This is a genomic window from Paenibacillus sp. P13VS (assembly GCF_015143645.1).
Taxonomy (GTDB): domain Bacteria; phylum Bacillota; class Bacilli; order Paenibacillales; family Paenibacillaceae; genus Paenibacillus; species Paenibacillus xylanilyticus_A.
Window position 1 is genome coordinate 404,603 of record NZ_WYEV01000006.1, and the last position, 19,369, is coordinate 423,971.

Below are 19,369 nucleotides of genomic sequence, written 5' to 3' on the forward strand. Positions count from 1 at the left end.
TCCGAACCTGTATTACAGCTGTTCACCATTGCTTGCAATCACATTTTTGTACCAGTCAAAGGAATCCTTTTTGGAACGTTCGAGGGTTCCGTTACCTTCGTCGTCCAGATCCACGTAGATGAAGCCGTAGCGTTTGGACATTTCGGAAGTGGACATGCTCACCAAGTCAATTGGACCCCAAGCCGTAAATCCGATCAGATCCACACCATCCTTGATGGCTTCCTTCATTTGTTCGATGTGTTTTTTCAGGTAATCCACACGATAGGAGTCATGAATCGAACCATCTTCTTCTACTTTGTCATAAGCTCCAAGACCATTCTCAACGATGAACAATGGTTTTTGGTACCGATCCCAGAAGTTGTTCAGCGTTATGCGCAGGCCGATTGGATCGATCTCCCAACCCCAGTCGGAAGCCTCCAAATAAGGATTTTTCACACCGCCAGCCAAGTTGCCTGCAGTTTCCTCCAGGTCAGCAGAAGCTGATTTGGTCACGGACATGTAGTAGCTGAAGGAAATGAAATCGACCGTGTTGTTCAGCAAGATTTCATCATCGCCAGCTTCTTTTTGAATCACGACGTTGTTCTCTTCAAAATAACGTGCCATGTAGTTCGGGTATTTACCACGAGCGTGCATATCCGTGAAGAAAAGGTTGATCTGATTCTCGTGTTGAGCCAGACGCACATCTACCGGGTTACAAGTCGCCGGATATGTCTCCATGCGAGCGAGCATACAGCCCACCTGGGAACCAGGCATGATCTCATGCGCAAGTTTGGTTACGATTGCACTTGCTACGAATTGGTGATGCAGCGCTTGATACGTCGTTTGCAATTTATTGTCTACTTTATCGATCAGGATGCCGCCGCCAGTGTACGGGCTGAACAGCATGACGTTGATTTCATTGAAAGTCAGCCAGTATTTCACTTTATTTTTATAACGGTTGAATACCGTTTCTGCATATCTTACATAGTGCCCAATAACTTCACGGCCAGCCCAGCCATTGTACTTCTGTGTCAGGCCAAGCGGAGTTTCGTAGTGAGACAAGGTTACCAGCGGCTCAATGCCGTATTTCAAGAGTTCATCGAAGACTTCGTCATAGAATTTCAGACCTGCTTCGTTTGGCTCCTGATCATAACCGTTCGGGAAAATGCGCGCCCAGTGAATGGACAAGCGGAATACTTTGAAGCCCATTTCGGCAAACAAGGCGATGTCTTCCTTGAAACGATGATAGAAATCGATACCAAAGCGTTTCGGGAACCGCTCTTCAATTTTGCCTGACAGAATCTCTTCGATGCGGGAAGAGGAGATTTCCATCGCATGTCCGCCCGTACGTTTCTCCTTGGGAACATGGGCGATCATATCTGCTGTGGATAGACCTTTGCCGTCCTCATCAAATGCACCCTCCAATTGATTGGCAGCAGTAGCGCCGCCCCATAGGAAGTTTTCAGGGAAACCTTTTTTTGCCGTCGTCATGAACAACAACCTCTTTTCAACAATTTATTTTGTAATGACAAGTCAGAAAGATAGAATGTCCTATTTCGAGCAAACCAACACGGTAATCAATAGATTCAACTTGAGATTGTTCCTGATTTATGGACCCAAAATAGGCCAGAAAACAAGAAAAACCTAAACTCAAGGTAAAATAGCGCCAAAAAAGGAGCTTTCATTTCACCATCAGTTTAGGTTTTGCCTGTCTTCGCAGTAACAATCCATCAAACGATGTATTGATTATTCTGTTGTTTTTCTCTCGTGATGTAAGCGTAACATATCTATATTTTAAAATCAACTTCACCACGTGATACCCAATTCATCCGTCTGTATGTCCCAGATAGCTTGCAGGACTTTGGTCGCCTAAAGCAGGCACCTTTTTGCACACCCATTCCAGTGCATACTCTCCCATTTCGCATAAAAGCACCTGACATATATCTGCCGGAATTCCCTTTTGTTTCGCGCTTTCCACCAGTTTGGGATCAACCTGCAAAAACCAATCGGCAAAGCACATAACAAATGAGTCCCAACTCTCCTGGTTGAATTCAGCAAGAAAGATATCTTTCATACTCATGTAAAATACCTCCCTGAAATGCGATTTGGTACCCCGAAGTCCTATCTGACATAATTCAGCCTTAAGCCGCTTGAAACGATAACTGAGAAAGGTAAACTTAATTTTACATGTTTTTTGGGAGATTGAACACCGAAGGAGGAACCCATCATGACTGATGAAGCAAGCACAGCCGGCTGGGATGCCATTGATACAGCATTTAACGAACTTTATGGGGAGCAGGAACCCAAACATTACGGCACAGCCATCCCTTATGCGCTCGGAGGACCTGACCCTCTGGATGGAATCAGTGCTTATAAAGTGGAACACCCAACGCCTCATTGGCATTTTGTAACGTACGGCTTCTCCGAACTATATGACAAAGAAACCAATGATCCAGAGCACAGCGGCTATGGATTCGAACTGACCTTTCGGCTTACCCGAACAGAGGATGAAACTGAACCTCCCGCTTGGGCTCTGAATTTGTTACAGAACATGGGACGATATGTCTTCAATAGCGGAAACGTATTTCGCCCAGGCGACTACTTGGATGCGAATGGACCGATCTGTTTGGGCTCTGATACCTTGCTGACCGCCCTTTCCTTCATAGAAGACCCGGATCTGAAGCCGCTGTCCACCCCTAATGGCACAATGGAGTTTATTCAAATGGTCGGAATTACCGGACGTGAACTGGAAACGATGCAAACGTGGAATACTCGCGGATTCCTCAAATCATGCGAACCTTTCATGCCCAAATATGTCACGGATCTCATGCGCAACTCCTATGTGGATATTCCATCGGTAGGGCAGGCTGTTCAGCGTGGAATTGAGCTTGAAGGCTCCAGCACAGCCTTTTTATTCATACAACAACTGGCTTGGACGCCTTCCCGCAAAAGACTGCTGCAAAAAAATACGCCCGCCGAACTCCAGCTTGGAGCCAAACAGGCGGTTCTGATTGGAAAAATACTGCGCAGCCGCATTGCAAAAAATGCTCCGTTATCACTTGTAGGTTCAGGAGTGAATATCACCTTCGAGGCTGGAGAAAATGCTTCTTTTTATGAAGAAGAAACCAAAATCACCGTAACCGTGAATGAACAGGCAGTAAATGAACTAACAGCTCATCTTAAACCTTCGGAAATGACATTCGAGATACCTTCCCTTCCCGGTTTGCTTATCCGAATAGTCCGAACTGAAATTACCGACCAGGAAGGTCGCGTTGTAGAAACCATCGGTTAAATGTAAGGAGGTCATATCATGTCTGTCACCACCTCGGCCTTGCTGGAGCATTGGTCTCACAGCAGTGCACCTAGATCCGGCATGGCTCATATAAAATATATTTCCAGGACCAGTCTGGAAAGATTGCGCAAAATCAATCATTTCCTGATCGGTGCCTTCCAGCGCAGTCTATCGGACATCCGGGAGAACCTGTCAAGCACCTATCTGTTTCTGCTTACGGATGCGGATGGCGTGCTGCTCGCCATGGATTACAGCCCTGATCTGGAAGATGAAGTGAAGCACTCACCCATTCGTCCAGGCATGGTTTTCACTGCACAGAGCTGCGGAGTCAACGCCATCTCGGCCACCATGGAAAAGAACGAACCGGTATTGCTGCCACCAGAGCAGCATGAGAGCCCTCTTTTTCAGCAATGGCACTGTTACGCGACGCCTCTATCTGTCGGACTCAACCATTCCGGTTATCTGGATGTGTCCACCATTAACGCAGATATGCAAAGTGAATTAATCGCCATTGCCAAGCTCATTCCTGCCCATATGCAGAACAGCTATCAGAGCCTGATGTCATCCGTTCCTTCCGAGAAACCTTCTGTGGATTTCACGGAGCGTCAGTTAACCATCCTTGAAATGATCTCCAAAGGGTTAACCGTTAAGGCTATTGCTCTGAAATTAAAAATCAAGGAATGCACCGTAAATCACCACAAAAAAGTGATCTTCAACAAATTAGGTGTGCAATCCAGCACGGAAGCTGTTTCAATTGCAAGCCGATTGTCTTATTTATAGAGGGACCCCTATAGTTTCCTATAGGTGGTAAAGAATAACGTTCGTGCTACAATTTTGGAGTACGCAACATTACAGAGAGAGAACACACACACACATTTATTTCAGGAGGGTTTTATGTCTATCACAAAAAAAACGTCTTTATTCACTATGCTCATCATGATGATGCTTGTTGCAGCCGCTTGCGGTGACAAGGCAGATAACAACGCTCAAACGGAAGACACGACTAAAACAGAAACTGCAGCCGCTACAGACACGGATACCGCCAAGACTGAGGATACTGAAAGTACAGAAACGTCGACTGACGCAGCTGCTGAGGAAGACAATTCAGCTAACGTGGAACTGGGCACAACCGAAAAAGGTTCCTACACGAATGACTACTTCGGTGTATCATTGAAATTCCCTGAGGAATGGGAGTTCCAGGATGCAGAAGGAATGAACGAGCTGACAAGCGCTTCTTCGGATGCCATTGCCGGTGACGATGATACGAAGAAAAAACAGCTTGAACTGTCCCAAACCAAAACACTGAACCTGTTGATGGCTTCGGAATTGCCACTGGGTGGTCAGGAAGTAGGTCCTTCCGCTATGGCCATTGCCGAGAAAGTCAGCCTTCTGCAAGGGATTCGCACAGGTAAAGACTACCTGGAAGCAACCAAGAAATTCATGGTCGACAGCCAGTTCCCTTATGAATATAAAGATATCGCAACTGAAACGATCGGCGGTAAAGAGATGGACGTTATGCAAATCACAATGGATGCTGGTGACGGCACAACCATTACACAAGATTACTACAGCACCATCATTGAAGGTTATGCCTTCAACTTCATCTTCACGTATTTGGATGATGCAAGCAAAGCCGAGATTGACAACATCAAGAAATCCGTTCAATTCAAATAATAAAGTCCACAACCTAAAACAAACGTATAAAGGACCCCGCACAGTTGATCTTGCACAGATCACTGACGGGGTTATTTTTTTGTGCCAGCTTGATTGTCACTCGGATTCAATGCTAACCAGAAACGGCCACCCAGTGCCCTTCCGTTACTTCGACCCACTTGGACTGCTCCAGATTGTAACGATCGGCTACCTGCTCCCTGCTGTTTTCTTCATACACCGTGCGTTTTTTCTTCGCTTCCACAGCCGGATCAGGGACCGGGATTGCAGAGAGAAGCGACTTCGTATACGCATGCTGTGGATTGGAATAGAGCTCTTCACTCTCAGCAAGCTCAACGATTTTACCGTTATACATCACAGCCACACGATCACTGATATGTTTGACCATGGACAAGTCGTGCGCAATAAAAAGATACGTCAAACCAAGCCGCTGCTGCAATTCCTCAAGCAGCTGCACGATCTGCGCCTGTATTGACACATCGAGCGCAGACAGCGGCTCATCGCACACAATAAACTCCGGTTCCACAGCAAGTGCCCGCGCAATCCCGATTCTCTGTCTCTGACCACCAGAGAATTCATGAGGGTACCGCAGCGCATGCGATGGATCAAGCCCCACCATTTCCAGCAGTTCTTCCACCCGCTTCTCTCTCTCCGCTGTTGTCTTGGTCAGCTGATGAATATCAAGGGCCTCCCCGATAATGTCCATAATTCTCAATTTCGGGTTCAATGAGGCGTAGGGGTCCTGGAAGATGATCTGCATATGCCGTCTCATCGTTTTCATTTCCAAAGCGGACAGCCGGTTTAGTGGAACTCCTTTGAACAAGACATCCCCGCCAGTCGGTTCATGCAGTCTCAAGATGGCACGCCCCGTCGTGGACTTGCCGCTGCCAGACTCTCCTACGACCCCCAGTGTCTCGCCCTGGCGGATATAAAAGCTGATATCATTCACTGCCTTCAGTGTATTGCCTTTGCCAAGATTAAAATGCTGCTTCAGGGATTTCACCTCAAGCAGAGGCTGATCATCTTTTAGATCCCTAGGGAACAGTGAAACCGGTTTGGGTTTCTTCTTCTCATCCAGCCGCGGCAAGGCATTCAGGAGTCTGGACGTGTATTCGTGTTTCGGATTCGCGAAGATCTCTGCCGTTGTCCCGGATTCCACGATCTGTCCCTCTTTCATAACCACGACGCGGTCACACATTCCGGCCACAACCCCCAGATCATGGGTAATCAGTATAATGGACGTCCCCAGCCGTTCCTGCATGTCTTTCATCAGATTCAGAATTTGCGCCTGAATGGTCACATCGAGTGCAGTCGTTGGTTCATCGGCAATCAGCAGCTCCGGGCGGCAGGCAAGTGCAATGGCGATCATCACCCGTTGACGCATGCCTCCCGAGAACTCGTGGGGGTACTGATTGTAGCGCACTTCACTCCGTGATATGCCGACCAGTTCGAGCATCGCAATGGCTTGCTTTTTCGCTTCCCTGCGGGACAGCTTCTGATGCTTGATCAGACTTTCAGAGATTTGTTTTCCGACTTTGATGGTCGGATTAAGCGAACTCATGGGATCCTGGAAAATCATGCCGATGTCACGTCCGCGGATGCTTTCCATCTCCTTTTGCGTTTTGGTTGCCAGGTTAACTCCGCGAAATAAAATCTCTCCCTGCTTCATCTGAGATGGAGGAGAAGCAAGCAGCCTCATAATGGAACGGGCTGTTACGCTTTTGCCGCTTCCCGACTCTCCAACAATCCCCAGCGTTTCCCCTTTCCGAACCTCGAAGCTGACATCCCGTACCGCCTGAAACTCATTCTCTCCGGAATGAAAAGAGACCGACAAATCACTAACTTTCAGTAAAGGCTGCATGCAAACACCTGCTTTCCTTCATATTTACGCGTTTCATAATATGTACACAATTCCATACCTTGACAATTGAATAGACCCTAAATAATATATACTATATCAATCGGAATAATGCAATTTAAACCTGAATGAAGGGAGGTTTGCTCGGTTTGAACCTTGCAGTAGGCGGCAAAATGTCACGGCTTGCACAGCATCTGAGTTTCATTTATGGCAAAATGCTGCTTCATCCCTCCTACCGATATGTGCTGTTTATTCTCGGGCTGCCGATCAATCTGATTGTGCTGCTGGTGTGGCAATCCAGACGCCAAAAGGATGGATGGCAAACCACTCAGCGAGCTGTAGAACAGGAGATGCACTCTTCTTACCGGGATAAGCTTCGAACCATAGTAGAAGAACAGCTGAGGCGCAAACATCGCTTCTTCCAGCAGCAGGTGAGCGAAACCGAATTTAAGCGTCAGACGGAGCAGTGGCTGGAGGAAACATATCAGAAAGAGTTGTATGAACGAACGTCACGCAGGCTGCAGGAACATGGAGAACAGCGTCTGACCATGGCCGACACGTTCCGTGCATTGCTGGATAAACCCTGGTTTGTGGCTCTATCTATCATTCCAGGCTGTCTGATGTACGTCATACTATGGATCTATGGCAATCCTTATCTAAAGTACATATTCGAAAGAATACTGATGACTCTGTTCGTCATTCTGGGTGTAGCTACCCTCGTATTTACCATCTTGTATCTGTCTCCATTCAACCCGGCAGCCAACATTCTCGGAGAGACAGCGACACAGGAGCAGATTGCAGCCTTTAATCACGTATACGGTCTGGATCAGCCTTATCTCGTTCAGCTCTGGAACAATATCAAGGGAATCGCGCTGTTTGATCTGGGCAAATCCTTCTCGGGAAATGAGGATGTGACCGCGACCATAGCCAGAAAGTTTCCGATTACACTGACACTCGCAGTCATTTCTCTACTGCTTGCCCTGGTCATCGCACTTCCCATCGGGATCATCTCGGCGATCAAGCCCAATTCGCTGTTTGATTACACATTTATGTTTATCGCTCTGATCGGATTGTCGATTCCGAACTTCTGGCAGGGACTCATCTTCATCCTGAACTTTTCTATTAAAATGCAGTGGCTTCCCGCGACCTTCAATCCTCAGAACTGGCTGTCCATCATCATGCCAACCATTGTTCTGGGAACAGGATTAACGGCTGCAGTGGCCCGGATGACCCGTTCTTCCACTCTGGAGGTTATTCACGAAGATTACGTGATGACGGCTCGTGCCAAAGGACTCAGCGAACGAAGTGTTCTGCTGAAACATGCGGTACGTAATGCATTGATTCCGATCGTGACGGTCGTTGGTTTGCAATTTGGAGGGATGCTCGGCGGAGCGGCCGTAACGGAGAAGGTATTTAATATTAGCGGACTCGGCAGTTACATTGTAGATAAACAGTTTATTCCCGATATTCCGAGTATCATGGGCGGAGTAGTGTATACAGCGATTACCATCTCTATCATTAATGTGATCGTAGATCTGTTGTACGCATTTATCGATCCAAGAGTACGTTCCAAGATGAAACAATATTAAAGCAGGTGCAATATGACAAATTCGGGTTCCTTAACACAAGAAGCGCGTTTCCGGCTTAAGTCTTCATCAGAATACAGTCAGGCCAGCTTTGCCTGGGTTACTTCTCTCCTATTGACGGTATTACTGCTGTTCAACAGTTATGACCTGGGCAGACAAGAATTCAGACCCTTTGTGCTGACTGCACTTGGTATCTATCTTTTTTTCACGATCATTCAGAGTATTCTGATGCTGCTCATCCGAAAAGACTTGACCAGACACGGACATATCTCAGCATTAACCCGCAGGCTGGCTTGGGTTCAGTTGCTGGCCATCTGCTCTGGCAATATTTTTATCGTCACAGCGGCATTTCATCTGATCAAAAAAGCAAAGCAAGTGGAGTACACCTTTGCAGTCTATATGCTGCTGACACAGCTATTCGTTATAGGCGTATCGGCACTCAATATGTTCAAACCCTATGTATCGGATACGTTTTTGCCAGCCATGGCCGCCTTGCTATTCATTCTGGTCATGGACCTGGTCGTTTTGACGATTGTAGCCCAGTATACTGCTGCTTCAGTCATCCCGCGCTGGATGGTTGCTGTCAGCATCCTGCTGATCCTGACCTCGGTCACAGGAAACGTATTTGCACTATTACTCGGCATTTCCATCATTGGGCGCTACCGTAGACAAGGGAAACAGAAATCAAACTTCTGGAACGACCTCTGGGACCGTCTGGCTTCTAATGTAACAGCGATGTCCGGCATGTTTTTTATCATCTTTCTATTTTCCATCTCGATCTGCAGTTTCTTCACCTTTGATTACAGCATGGCGGTCGAGAACAACTATTCCGCTCTGCTGCAGCCGCCATCTCTGGCTTATCCACTCGGGACGGATGACTTCGGGCGATGCCTGTTCTCCCGAATCGTATTCGGTGCCCGCATCTCGTTAATCGTAGGCTGCCTGTCGACCATTATTCCTGTAATCATTGGTGGAGTCCTTGGAGCCTTCTCCGGATTCTATGGAAGACATACAGACAATATCATTATGCGGCTGCTCGATGTCCTCTATGCCATTCCGGGCATCCTGCTGGCCATTGCCATCATTGCGGCATTTGGCGCCAATACGGTTAATCTGATTCTGGCCCTCAGTCTGGGATCGATCCCGACTTATGCGCGTACCATGAGAGCCAGTGTTCTGTATGTTTCCACCTTTGAATTCGTGGAGGCTGCGCGTGCACTCGGTTATAACAATCGTTCCATCATTTTTAAACACATCATTCCCAACTCGCTTGCACCAATGATCATCAAATCCACGCTTACGATTGGCGGAGCGGTCATTGCGACCAGCAGCCTGAGCTATCTGGGACTGGGTGTTGAACCACATATCCCGGAATGGGGCAACATTCTCAAGCTGGGCAGTACATATCTGGAAACGCACTCGTATCTCGCCATTTATCCGGGGCTGGCTATCATTCTGCTCGTTCTGTCATTCAACTTTCTCGGTGATGGTCTGCGCGACGCACTTGATCCGAAATTGGTAAAGGCTTAATTCAAAACCAATCTTTCCATTCAAAATTATCCAGGAGGTAATCCCATGAAAAAACGTTCGTTGATCTCTTTGCTGCTCATTCTCGTCATCGTGATTTCGGGCTGCAGCGTGAAGACCAAGTCTGAATCCCAATCGGAGACGGCCCCAACTTCGCCAGCTGAGAACACTCAGAATCAGGCTCCAGTCGACATTGAGCTGCTCGCCCAAAGTTCTTCCGAAAATGATGTTAATATCATCCGTGATCAGCTGACCAAAAACGGCTTCAATGTAAAGCTGAATCTGCAGCCTGATTACGGCAGCTACAAATCCCAACAGGACGCAGGCAACTATGATATTGCGCTCTCCAGCTGGACAACAGTAACCGGTAACCCGGACTATGCCGTTCGTTCCCTTTTCAAAACCGGTGGTGACTACAGCATTCTGGCGGATGAAGAGATCGATAAACTCATTGACGACGCAGCTACCCAAACACCCGAAGAATACAAGGATACGTACAAACAATTGGAGGACCACCTGGTAACCGATCAAGCCTACATCGCTCCGTTGTACATTTCCCTGAAAAGTCAGGCCGTCAATCAGGACATCCTGAATCCGGATACGGTGCGCCTGTCCAAATCCCGTGCCTTGGCTTGGGAACCGATCGAATTCAAAGACAGCTCGAAGAATACGAAAGATCCACTGATCCTGACTCAAAGTGCATCCGTGCTGACTTCCCTTGATCCGATCAAAGGCAACGACGGCTCCATCAATCAATTGAACACCAACATGTATGTTCGTCTTGTAAACCTGACGGATGATGATCAACTGACAGCCGAAGGATCACTTTCCCACAATTTCAGCATCGCTGAAGGGAATTCCGAGTATTATTTCATACTGAGAGACGATATTAACTTTGCAAAGATTGAAAACAAAAAGGCAGTGGATACCGGGGAGCGCGTTGGTGCCGATGACGTCATCTTCTCTCTGGACCGTGCCAAAAATAAAGACTCTGTTCCGGATCACCGGACATACAGCTTGCACGAGCATATCAAAGAGGCTGAGCTGGTAACCGACCTGAGCACCCTGGAATCCATCCAGCAATCTGGCGGTAACGGAACCATCAAAGACGCTCTCGAGCAAGGACTCGATTCCAAAATCACCGAACTCGTATCAGACAAAACAAAAGCGGATAATAATGCAGGTAAATATCAGGTCGTGAAACTGACCACAACAGAGCCTTTCCCTCAAGTCCTGAATTACCTGGCTCACCAATCCGCGGGGATCGTGTCCAAGAAACAGGTGGAGAGCATCAACACCTATGACGTAGCTTCTTTTGACGTAAACAAGGATATTCCTTATGGTGACCAGAACACGGTAACAGAGGGGGCTTCGTACAACAACACGCTGTATGCAAGCGGACCTTACATTCTGGCTTACAAAAACGACTATGAGGGCGTATTCTATCAAAACCCTGGATACCGCAAAGGATCTGAATATGCTCCGAAAATTTCACAGGTAAACGTGCGCTTCATCGCGGATGCTGACAGTGCGCTGTCTGCCCTGCGCAGCAGTGAGATTCATCTGTATTACGGGGTACCGGAAACGAAGTATGACATCATTGAAAGTGACAGCAAGCTGAAGCTGCAGAGCATTCCGAGCAACGGGGTTTCCTATCTGCTGTTTAACACCAAGAATAGAGATGTGGCGAAGAGCAGTGACCTGAGAAAGGCCGTGCTGTACTCCATCAATCAGGATGAGATTCTGCAGTTCTATAAGAACAACAAGCTCAAAGCCTACTCTACGGTAAGCCCGCTCGTTCAGACCGGGAATGAATTGAAGGCTGATCCGGCCAAAGTAAAAGAGTTCTTGAGCAATTACAACGCATCCAAGTAAATAAAAGCATAATCGGCTGCTGACAGAATCGCTCCAGGGTTCTGTCGGCAGCCGTTTTCATATCATGCAGATTGCACGGCAGGTTAATGGTAAAACTTGATAAAAGAACGTACGTTCGGTATAATGGTGTTATCCTGAATGAGCGAGAGGCAGATATGGACGACAAATTTATTAAAGAATTACGCGAGATTAGTCGGGATGATAGACGAAGATCCGAATTCATGATTCAAGGCATGAAAGAAACACTGGAAGAAAGAAAGCAGCAGAACATACTTAAGCGCTGGATTCGGCGCAAGAAAGCCGAGAAGAAAATCTCACAACGATTCAATCCGAATACCCACTCGGATCAAAAGTAAGACATAAAAAAGGAGGCAACACGTGCCTCCCTTACGTTTACATATGAGCATTGATCTAGTAGTTAGGAATTGCATTTTAATTGGACACTTATTTTGTATAGAACTTAATTTCAGTTGAGAGCTGCTGCATCAAGGCAAAATGGCAAAGGATCTAACCGGGAATCCGGAAGCCTTCTCGGCCTTGGGTACAATATTGAAGATCACTGCACCTTTTGCTGGCATCTGATCCAGATTGGTTAACAACTCTACCTGATATGTATCCTGAGCAAGCACGTAATATTCCGCAAGAAGTGCCCCATTCTTCTGATAATCCACAGCTGAATCGGTATCGAAAGTTTCATGACCAATGGCCTTGATTTTGCGTTCCTCGAACAAAAACATCAATGCACTAACCGACCAACCGGGTGCATGGCTGTTGCCTTCTGCATCCTTGTTGTCGAACTTTTCATGATTGGGCCAGCGTTTGCTCCAATCTGTACGAAGTGCCACGAAGCTTCCTTCTTCAATGAGCCCATATTCCTTTTCGAATTCTAGAATGTGCTCGACATCCAACGTAAAGTCCGGGTTGCTCGCCACGGCAGCAGACTGGTCAATGACCACAAGCGGCAGCACAAGTTCCTTCAGCCCTAGCTGATCCAGATATCGCGTGTCACGCACAAAATGAATCGGTGCATCCAGATGGGTGCCGTATTGGCCGGGGAATTTGAAGCTCTGAGCAAAAAAACCTTGATCGTGATTAAACAACGGTTCAAACTGGGCTGCATCAAAAGCAGAGAAATGCGGCGATTCCGGGCCGAATGTATGGGTCAGATCAACCCACTTCTTTTCTTTTAACACTTGAATGGCTTGAATAAGTTCGTTGGACAATTGGATCACCTCATGCACAGAATGGAATAAATTTCTACTATTATATCTTAAACCTCCATCTATGGGAATGCAGTTCTGTTGCTGCCATCAACAATAAAACAGCCACCTTCCCAAAAGGAAGATGGCCAGTATCGAGACTCCTAATTTCAATGTAATATATAACCTTCGTATGCGAGTTGACACCTATTGCGCACGGATGACAAGCTTCCCACGTGTATGATGCGTTTCGCTCTTCTCATGCGCTTCCCGCAATCCCTGTTCAGTTAAATCATACGTCTCGTCAATCACAGGTTTAAGTTTGCCTTCCGAGGCAAGCTTCGCCAGTTGGTCGAGCTGATCCCCTTTCGGTTCCATCATGAATACATTCGCCGTTACGCCTGCCTCCTTGGCAAGGCTCTGATCTGGCTGCTCCACGAGCGAAACCAGATGTCCGCCGGGCTTCAGCACCTTGAAGCTGTCCCGCTGAATGTCACCACCCATTGTGTCGAGTACGACGTCATACCCGGAGAGAATCTCCGAGAAGTCTTCTTTTTTATAATTGATAAAATGATCCACACCCAAGGAGCGCAGCAGCTCCTCATTGGACTCACTCGCCGTTGCTGCCACTTCAGCACCAATGTATTTGGCAATCTGTATCGCATATGTTCCCACACCGCCTGCTCCTGCGTGAATCAATACCTTTTGCCCCTTGGCGAGGTGCGCATGATCAACAAGAGCCTGCCAGGCTGTCATGCCCGCAAGCGGTATAGCCGCAGCCTCCTCAAAACTCAGATTGTCCGGAATACGGGATATGATATCTGCATCTACCGCCACATATTCTGCATAGGTTCCGAAGCTTCGCGGACGGGCAAATACACGGTCACCCTCCCTGAACTGTGTAACATTGGATCCAACCTCTGCCACAATACCCGCAGCATCCCCGCCCAAGATCAAAGGGAATGAGTCGGCCGCTTCTTCCATATGTCCTTGTCTGACTTTGAAGTCGACCGGGTTCACCGAGGTTGCATGAATCTGGATGATCACCTGATTGATTCCGCATGTCGGTTTGGGTACCTCCTGTTCCTTCAATTGGTCCGCTCCACCAAACGTATCAATAACAATAGCTTTCATTACATATCCCTGCCTTCCCATTGGATTATCACGTGCTCTCCTTCTTCATTACCCTGTGCAGCCATTCACTTGACCTTGTATCATCAATCGCTCGCCGACTCGTTCGATCAAAAACCAGCCATTAAGCATGAAGGATACACGATGAACCGTCCTTCCAGGATCCTGGGCAGAATAACGCTCGGCCCTTCCAACGAGATCACTCAAGTTCAGATCGGCGGCGTCGCCGTGCATATCGAGAATATTGGAATTCATCTTCCTTAAGCAAAAAATATCCCGCGATGCTCGCCTTCTCACTTACCGTACTTGGTAGCATAGAATCCAAAAAAAGCGTCACACCCGAGAGATAAAGTCTCTCCCGGTGTGACGCTGCTACCAGAATTCAATCTAACCTGTTTCTTTCCTTCGTAATCGATTTCTAAGACGCTCATATTGCCCATAGATCCACGGTGCTTCCTTCGTCAGGATTGGCCCCAGTACCGCCAGAATCAGCACGTACAGCACGGCGAAGGACTGGATTGAAACCATCAGCCCTCCGGCCTTGCCAATGTTCGCCATAATGATGGAGAACTCTCCTCGGGAAACCAGCGTGAATCCTACCTTGAGTGAAGCCTTGGGCGTCATTCCGGACATGCGGCCTGCAATCATTCCTGCGCCATAATTGCTCGCAATCGTTAAAATGACCGCAATGATCGTCATCCCGACCGCACCCCCAAGGGAGGAGGGTTCAATGGTCAGTCCAAAACTGAAAAAGAAGATCGCACCAAAAAAGTCCTTGAACGGCATGACCTGATGCTCAATTCGGTTCGCATGCCTCGATTCACCGAGTACCAGCCCCATCATTAATGCACCGATCGCCTCGGCAACATGCAGCGTCTCCGAGAAACCAGCGACCAGAAAGAGCAGCGTCATCACAGTAAGCAAAAACAGTTCGGATGACTTGATATTCAGCGCCTTGTCAATATACTTGATGCTCTTCCGGCCAATGATCAGAAACAGCACAATGAACAGCATCGCAGACAAGGATACCAGCAGTACACTGAGGAACGAGGTCGCCCCGCTGAGAACAAGGCCCGTCAGGATCGAGATATGAATGGCAATGAACAGATCGTCAAACATGATCATGCCCATAATAATCTCCGTTTCAGGATTCGCCGTCCGCTTCAGATCAACGAGTACTTTGGCGACAATCGCTGTTGAAGAGCTGGTCATGATGCCGCACACCACCAGTGTTTCTTTTAACGGCAGTTCCATGAACCAGCCCAGCAGCAGACCGGAAGCAAAATTAAGCCCTACATAGAACATGCCTCCGGTCAATATGGCTTTGCCCGATTTCATCAATCGGGAGACCGAAAATTCAAGTCCAAGATAAAATAAAAGAAACAAAATGCCAAGCCTGCCCATAAATTCAATAAATGCCGAGCTTTCGATGAAACGCAAATCCACGATACCGATCTGTGGTGCATGCGGTCCAACCGCCATTCCGATCAGAATGTAGAAAGGAATGACCGAAAATCGTAATCGTGCAGATATTAGCCCCGTAAGTGTAATCAGCGCAACAGCAATTCCCACTTCGAATATGAGCATATCCATAGGCTACAACCGTCCATCGGATAATAACCGTTTTAATTGCCTGATCTGATCCCGCTCTCCAGCCACGACAATCGTAGCCCCTGAGGCAAATGTGTACTCTGGACCCGGATTAAACTGTTTCTCCCTGTTCTTCTCCACCACCGCCAGAATGACAGCCCCCGTCGCTTGGCGAATATCCAGTTCCCCAATCGTTCTTCCAATGCTTCGTGAATGAGGTTCGATTCGCAACCATTCGATCAGTAAGCCATCGAGCATAACTTCCCGTTCATCCTGGAATTTCGGCTTATAAGTCATGCCTCCCACGACGGCAGCGACTGCACGGGCCTCTTCGTCATCCAAGGTTACAAGGGATACCATATCCCCCACCTCTTCAGGCGTGTCTCCGGATTCCATGTGAAACAGATCGCGCCGCTCATCATTATGAATCACGATAATCAAATGCTCTCCGCTACGGGTATGCAGCCAATACTTGCGTCCAATTCCCGGTAAATCCGTCTCTTTAAAGTGCATGATCCACACCTCCTGAAGACACCGGATTCAAGGTTGGACCACTCCAAGTGATTTCCGTAATACGCACCCTCATGGAACCAGCCGGGATTGTAACGGATCTCGTTTCCCCTTTGCTGCTAAGCAGCAATTGACGTCCTACAGGCGAGAGAAAGGAGATGCGCCCTGCATCCGGATCAGCCTCTTCAGGCATGACAATCGTGAATGCATCCGACGTGTGGAAATCAATGTAATCGAATCGGATCTCGCTCCCAATAAGCACGACGGAATGGAGAAGCTCATCCGGGCCGAGCAGGAGCTTCTGGACATATTCGGTGTAAGCAGACAATAATTTCTCCATCTGTAACCGTTCGGGTTCACGCACGTCAAAATGGGCGTCGAGAAATGTCCTTTTCTCTTCACCCAATGTAATGAGCTGTTTCACCAGTATTTCTCTGCAAGGTTGAAGGTTAGACCTATGGTTCATAATAGATCTCACCTCCTATACAAGCTTTGTTCTCCACATGAATTCGCATGCTGCTGTTCATCATCCTGTTTTCCTCCTTCTGTTAGATAAAAGCCCCGGAAATCGGGGCCTTCTTACCATCTTACCAAAACTAATTTTTTAATCCAGTCTATTCAGCTAACTTCCCGTTCAAAATGGGGAATCGGCTATATTATCCAATTTTAGAATCCAACCTTTACACCACATGATAGATCCATAGAACATTTTAATAACGTCATAAAAAACATTTTATGGGTTTTCATCTCGTATTTTTATTTTCTTTCCTGTATATTTAACTACAAACTTTTATGCAATTTATGCAAATAGCCAACCAAAGACTTTAACACAATAAAGGAGTGCATCGAAAAAGTGTCCACTATTACTCATGAATCAACTCAAGTCACTGCTGCAGAATATGTTCATTCCGTTTATGAATCGGTTATCGCCAGAAATCCGCAAGAACATGAATTCCATCAGGCTGTAAAAGAGATTCTGGACTCACTCATTCCTGTGATTGAAGCACACCCGAAATACATGAACAACAGTTTGCTCGAACAGCTGGTTGAACCTGAACGTGTCATTACATTCCGCGTACCTTGGGTCGATGATCAAGGCAAGGTTCAAGTGAACCGTGGATTCCGCGTACAGTTCAACAGCGCCATCGGTCCTTACAAAGGCGGACTGCGCTTCCATCCTTCCGTTTATTCCGGAATCGTGAAGTTCCTGGGCTTCGAACAGATTTTCAAAAATGCCCTGACTGGACTGCCGATCGGCGGCGGTAAAGGCGGTTCCGACTTCGATCCCAAAGGAAAATCCGATCTGGAAGTGATGCGTTTCACGCAAAGCTTCATGACCGAGCTGTATAAATATATCGGTTCCGATACGGATGTACCTGCAGGCGATATTGGTGTAGGCGCGAGGGAAATCGGTTACATGTTCGGACAATACAAACGCATTAACGGCGGGCATGATGCAGCGGTATTAACGGGGAAAGGTCTGCTGTATGGCGGAAGCCTTGCACGCAAGGAAGCTACTGGATTCGGTTGTGTGTACTTCGTGAACGAGATGCTGAAATCGAAAGGGCTGAGCTTCCAGGACAGCACCGTGGTTGTTTCCGGTTCAGGCAATGTTTCCATCTACGCCATCCAAAAGGCTCAGGAGCTTGGTGCCAAGGTTGTGGCTTGCAGTGACTCGGGAGGATACATATATGATCCGGAAGGCATTAACCTAGATACCGTAAAACGATTGAAAGAAGTGGATCGTCTGCGGATCAGCGAATACGTCAAAGAGCATCCTCACGCGGTGTATACCGAGGGCTGTGCAGGCATCTGGTCCATCCCGTGCGATATCGCGCTGCCTTGCGCAACGCAAAATGAGATTGATGAACAGTCTGCTGAGCTGCTCGTACAAGGCGGCGTCAAAGCCATCGGTGAAGGAGCTAATATGCCTTCCACGCTTGCTGCAATCGAGCTTTTCCTGAAAGAGGGCGTTCTGTTCGGCCCGGCGAAAGCTGCCAATGCTGGTGGGGTTGCGGTGTCCGCTCTTGAAATGTCTCAGAACAGCATGCGCCTGTCCTGGTCATTTGAAGAAGTGGACGCGAAGCTGCATGAGATCATGCGGAACATCTACAGCAGCTGTGTAGAGGCAGCGGATCAATATGGCTGTACTGGAAACCTTGTGGCAGGTGCCAACATTGCAGGCTTCCTGAAGGTAGCCGATGCCATGCTCGCTCAAGGCGTAGTCTAAGTTTAAGCCATTTGACTGTTCCACTCGAAGCGTGTGCACATCATCACTCATCTTAACTTTCTTAATGAAGGACAGTTCTCCCTGAGGAGAGCTGTTCTTTTTTCATCTTTTGAAATGAAAAGGGCCACGCCAGGCTTCCAAAGGGTGAGACGGTCCATGTGGCTGATGTCCTCCCTTAACGCAAAAAAGCCGCCAAAATGGTATTATCCCCTTTTAGTAGACATGAGAAAAAAGACATCTGTTAAGATGAACTTAATCATGTAAACGAAGGGGATTTTTTCATGGCTAAAAAAGGTCAAACATTCCGGCGGTACTCTTTGGATTTGAAATTGGAGGCAGTCCGGCTGGTCAACGAAGAACATATGAGTATACGTGAAGTAGCGACACGTTTAGATATTCAAAATAAATCTCAGGTACAAGTGTGGGCAGCCAAAGCGAGACAAGGAATGAGTCTAGAACCTGCTACACCCAAACGGGGACGCTTTAGAACCAAGTTTTCCAGTATGGAAGAAGAGATGGCGTACTTGCGGGCGGAGATTGAATACTTAAAAAAGCAGTATCCAAATCTACACAAGGAGTGACAAGTAAAGCGGCCAGATTTCAAATCATTGAGGACTTACGGGCACGCCACGGTCTGGTTCGACTCTTGAAGTTAGCTGCGGTTTCTCGCTCGGGTTATTACAAGTGGAGAAAAAGCATAGCAGCGGCAAAAGAGCGTAGACACAAGGAACTTGAACTAGAATCCCATTTGCTTGCCATTCATCGCATGCATCCTTACTTTGGCTATCTTCGAATGACCGTAGCTTTACGACGGGAAGGCCTTCGAGTCAACCACAAAAAGGTGTACCGATTAATGAAACAATTAGGCATCTGTTCTGTCATTCGAAAAAAGCGTCGATTCTTTGGAAAACAAGCCTCTGT

General features: G+C 47.5%; 19 protein-coding genes. 10 read left to right on the top strand and 9 right to left on the bottom strand.

Going from position 1 to position 19,369, the window contains the following annotated elements; all coding sequences use genetic code 11:
• Positions 1-12: 12 nt before the first annotated feature.
• Both GUA98_RS18040 and GUA98_RS18045 read right to left on the bottom strand, forming a co-directional pair.
• The gene (locus GUA98_RS18040; protein WP_193723991.1) at positions 13-1,470 is read right to left on the bottom strand and encodes a glycoside hydrolase family 1 protein; all 1,458 of its coding nucleotides are present in this window, start codon (positions 1,468-1,470) and stop codon (positions 13-15) included.
• A 334-nt stretch (positions 1,471-1,804) separates the two neighbouring features.
• Positions 1,805-2,059 (bottom strand): hypothetical protein, encoded by a 255-nt coding sequence (locus GUA98_RS18045; protein WP_193723992.1) that lies wholly within the window; start codon positions 2,057-2,059, stop codon positions 1,805-1,807.
• A gap of 147 nt (positions 2,060-2,206) precedes the next feature.
• Here GUA98_RS18045 and GUA98_RS18050 point away from each other — a divergent pair, with 147 nt between their 5' ends.
• The 3 genes from GUA98_RS18050 (at position 2,207) to GUA98_RS18060 (ending at position 4,945) form a co-directional block, all read left to right on the top strand.
• Positions 2,207-3,271 (top strand): suppressor of fused domain protein, encoded by a 1,065-nt coding sequence (locus GUA98_RS18050; RefSeq protein ID WP_193723993.1) that lies wholly within the window; start codon positions 2,207-2,209, stop codon positions 3,269-3,271.
• 18 nt (positions 3,272-3,289) lie between these two features.
• On the top strand, positions 3,290-4,051 hold the full coding sequence (locus GUA98_RS18055; protein WP_193723994.1) for a LuxR C-terminal-related transcriptional regulator: 762 nt from the start codon (positions 3,290-3,292) through the stop codon (positions 4,049-4,051).
• Positions 4,052-4,165: 114 nt separating this feature from the next.
• On the top strand, positions 4,166-4,945 hold the full coding sequence (locus GUA98_RS18060; RefSeq protein ID WP_153979584.1) for a hypothetical protein: 780 nt from the start codon (positions 4,166-4,168) through the stop codon (positions 4,943-4,945).
• Positions 4,946-5,057: 112 nt separating this feature from the next.
• Here GUA98_RS18060 and GUA98_RS18065 read toward each other — a convergent pair whose 3' ends face one another.
• A complete protein-coding gene (locus tag GUA98_RS18065) occupies positions 5,058-6,803 on the bottom strand; it encodes an ABC transporter ATP-binding protein (RefSeq protein ID WP_193723995.1) in 1,746 nt (581 codons plus the stop codon).
• Between the two features lie 170 nt (positions 6,804-6,973).
• Between GUA98_RS18065 and GUA98_RS18070 the strand changes: the two genes are divergently transcribed.
• The 4 genes from GUA98_RS18070 (at position 6,974) to GUA98_RS18085 (ending at position 12,144) form a co-directional block, all read left to right on the top strand.
• Positions 6,974-8,389 (top strand): ABC transporter permease, encoded by a 1,416-nt coding sequence (locus tag GUA98_RS18070; protein ID WP_227779792.1) that lies wholly within the window; start codon positions 6,974-6,976, stop codon positions 8,387-8,389.
• Between the two features lie 12 nt (positions 8,390-8,401).
• Positions 8,402-9,916: an ABC transporter permease gene (locus GUA98_RS18075; protein WP_193723997.1), complete on the top strand. Its 1,515-nt coding sequence runs from the start codon at positions 8,402-8,404 to the stop codon at positions 9,914-9,916.
• Between the two features lie 45 nt (positions 9,917-9,961).
• Entirely contained in the window at positions 9,962-11,788 is a 1,827-nt protein-coding gene (locus GUA98_RS18080; protein ID WP_193723998.1) for an ABC transporter substrate-binding protein, read from the top strand.
• 155 nt (positions 11,789-11,943) lie between these two features.
• Entirely contained in the window at positions 11,944-12,144 is a 201-nt protein-coding gene (locus GUA98_RS18085) for a hypothetical protein (RefSeq protein ID WP_193723999.1), read from the top strand.
• A 129-nt stretch (positions 12,145-12,273) separates the two neighbouring features.
• On the opposite strand, the gene GUA98_RS18090 is transcribed toward GUA98_RS18085, so the two are convergent.
• The 6 genes from GUA98_RS18090 to GUA98_RS18115 all read right to left on the bottom strand — a co-directional run bounded on the left by GUA98_RS18090 (position 12,274) and on the right by GUA98_RS18115 (position 16,684).
• Positions 12,274-13,011: a cyclase family protein gene (locus GUA98_RS18090; RefSeq protein ID WP_193724000.1), complete on the bottom strand. Its 738-nt coding sequence runs from the start codon at positions 13,009-13,011 to the stop codon at positions 12,274-12,276.
• Positions 13,012-13,194: 183 nt separating this feature from the next.
• Positions 13,195-14,121, bottom strand: coding sequence for an NADP-dependent oxidoreductase (locus GUA98_RS18095; RefSeq protein WP_193724001.1), 927 nt, complete (start codon positions 14,119-14,121; stop codon positions 13,195-13,197).
• A 48-nt stretch (positions 14,122-14,169) separates the two neighbouring features.
• Positions 14,170-14,352 carry a hypothetical protein gene (locus tag GUA98_RS29640; protein WP_227779741.1) on the bottom strand — a complete coding sequence of 61 codons (183 nt, stop codon included), beginning with the start codon at positions 14,350-14,352 and terminating at the stop codon, positions 14,170-14,172.
• 153 nt (positions 14,353-14,505) lie between these two features.
• Positions 14,506-15,711, bottom strand: coding sequence for a cation:proton antiporter (locus tag GUA98_RS18105; RefSeq protein WP_095359650.1), 1,206 nt, complete (start codon positions 15,709-15,711; stop codon positions 14,506-14,508).
• Positions 15,712-15,714: 3 nt separating this feature from the next.
• Positions 15,715-16,221, bottom strand: coding sequence for a cation:proton antiporter regulatory subunit (locus tag GUA98_RS18110; protein ID WP_193724003.1), 507 nt, complete (start codon positions 16,219-16,221; stop codon positions 15,715-15,717).
• Positions 16,211-16,684: a GreA/GreB family elongation factor gene (locus tag GUA98_RS18115; RefSeq protein ID WP_193724004.1), complete on the bottom strand. Its 474-nt coding sequence runs from the start codon at positions 16,682-16,684 to the stop codon at positions 16,211-16,213. The genes GUA98_RS18110 and GUA98_RS18115 overlap by 11 nt, the downstream gene beginning before the upstream one ends.
• A gap of 387 nt (positions 16,685-17,071) precedes the next feature.
• Here GUA98_RS18115 and gdhA point away from each other — a divergent pair, with 387 nt between their 5' ends.
• The 3 genes from gdhA to GUA98_RS30180 all read left to right on the top strand — a co-directional run.
• Positions 17,072-18,448: an NADP-specific glutamate dehydrogenase gene (gdhA, locus tag GUA98_RS18120; protein ID WP_193724005.1), complete on the top strand. Its 1,377-nt coding sequence runs from the start codon at positions 17,072-17,074 to the stop codon at positions 18,446-18,448.
• A gap of 281 nt (positions 18,449-18,729) precedes the next feature.
• Entirely contained in the window at positions 18,730-19,029 is a 300-nt protein-coding gene (locus GUA98_RS18125) for a transposase (protein WP_227779742.1), read from the top strand.
• Positions 19,026-19,369, top strand: a 344-nt coding sequence (locus GUA98_RS30180) for an IS3 family transposase (RefSeq protein WP_321573891.1), incomplete at its 3' end; no start/stop codon positions are given. The genes GUA98_RS18125 and GUA98_RS30180, both read left to right, overlap by 4 nt.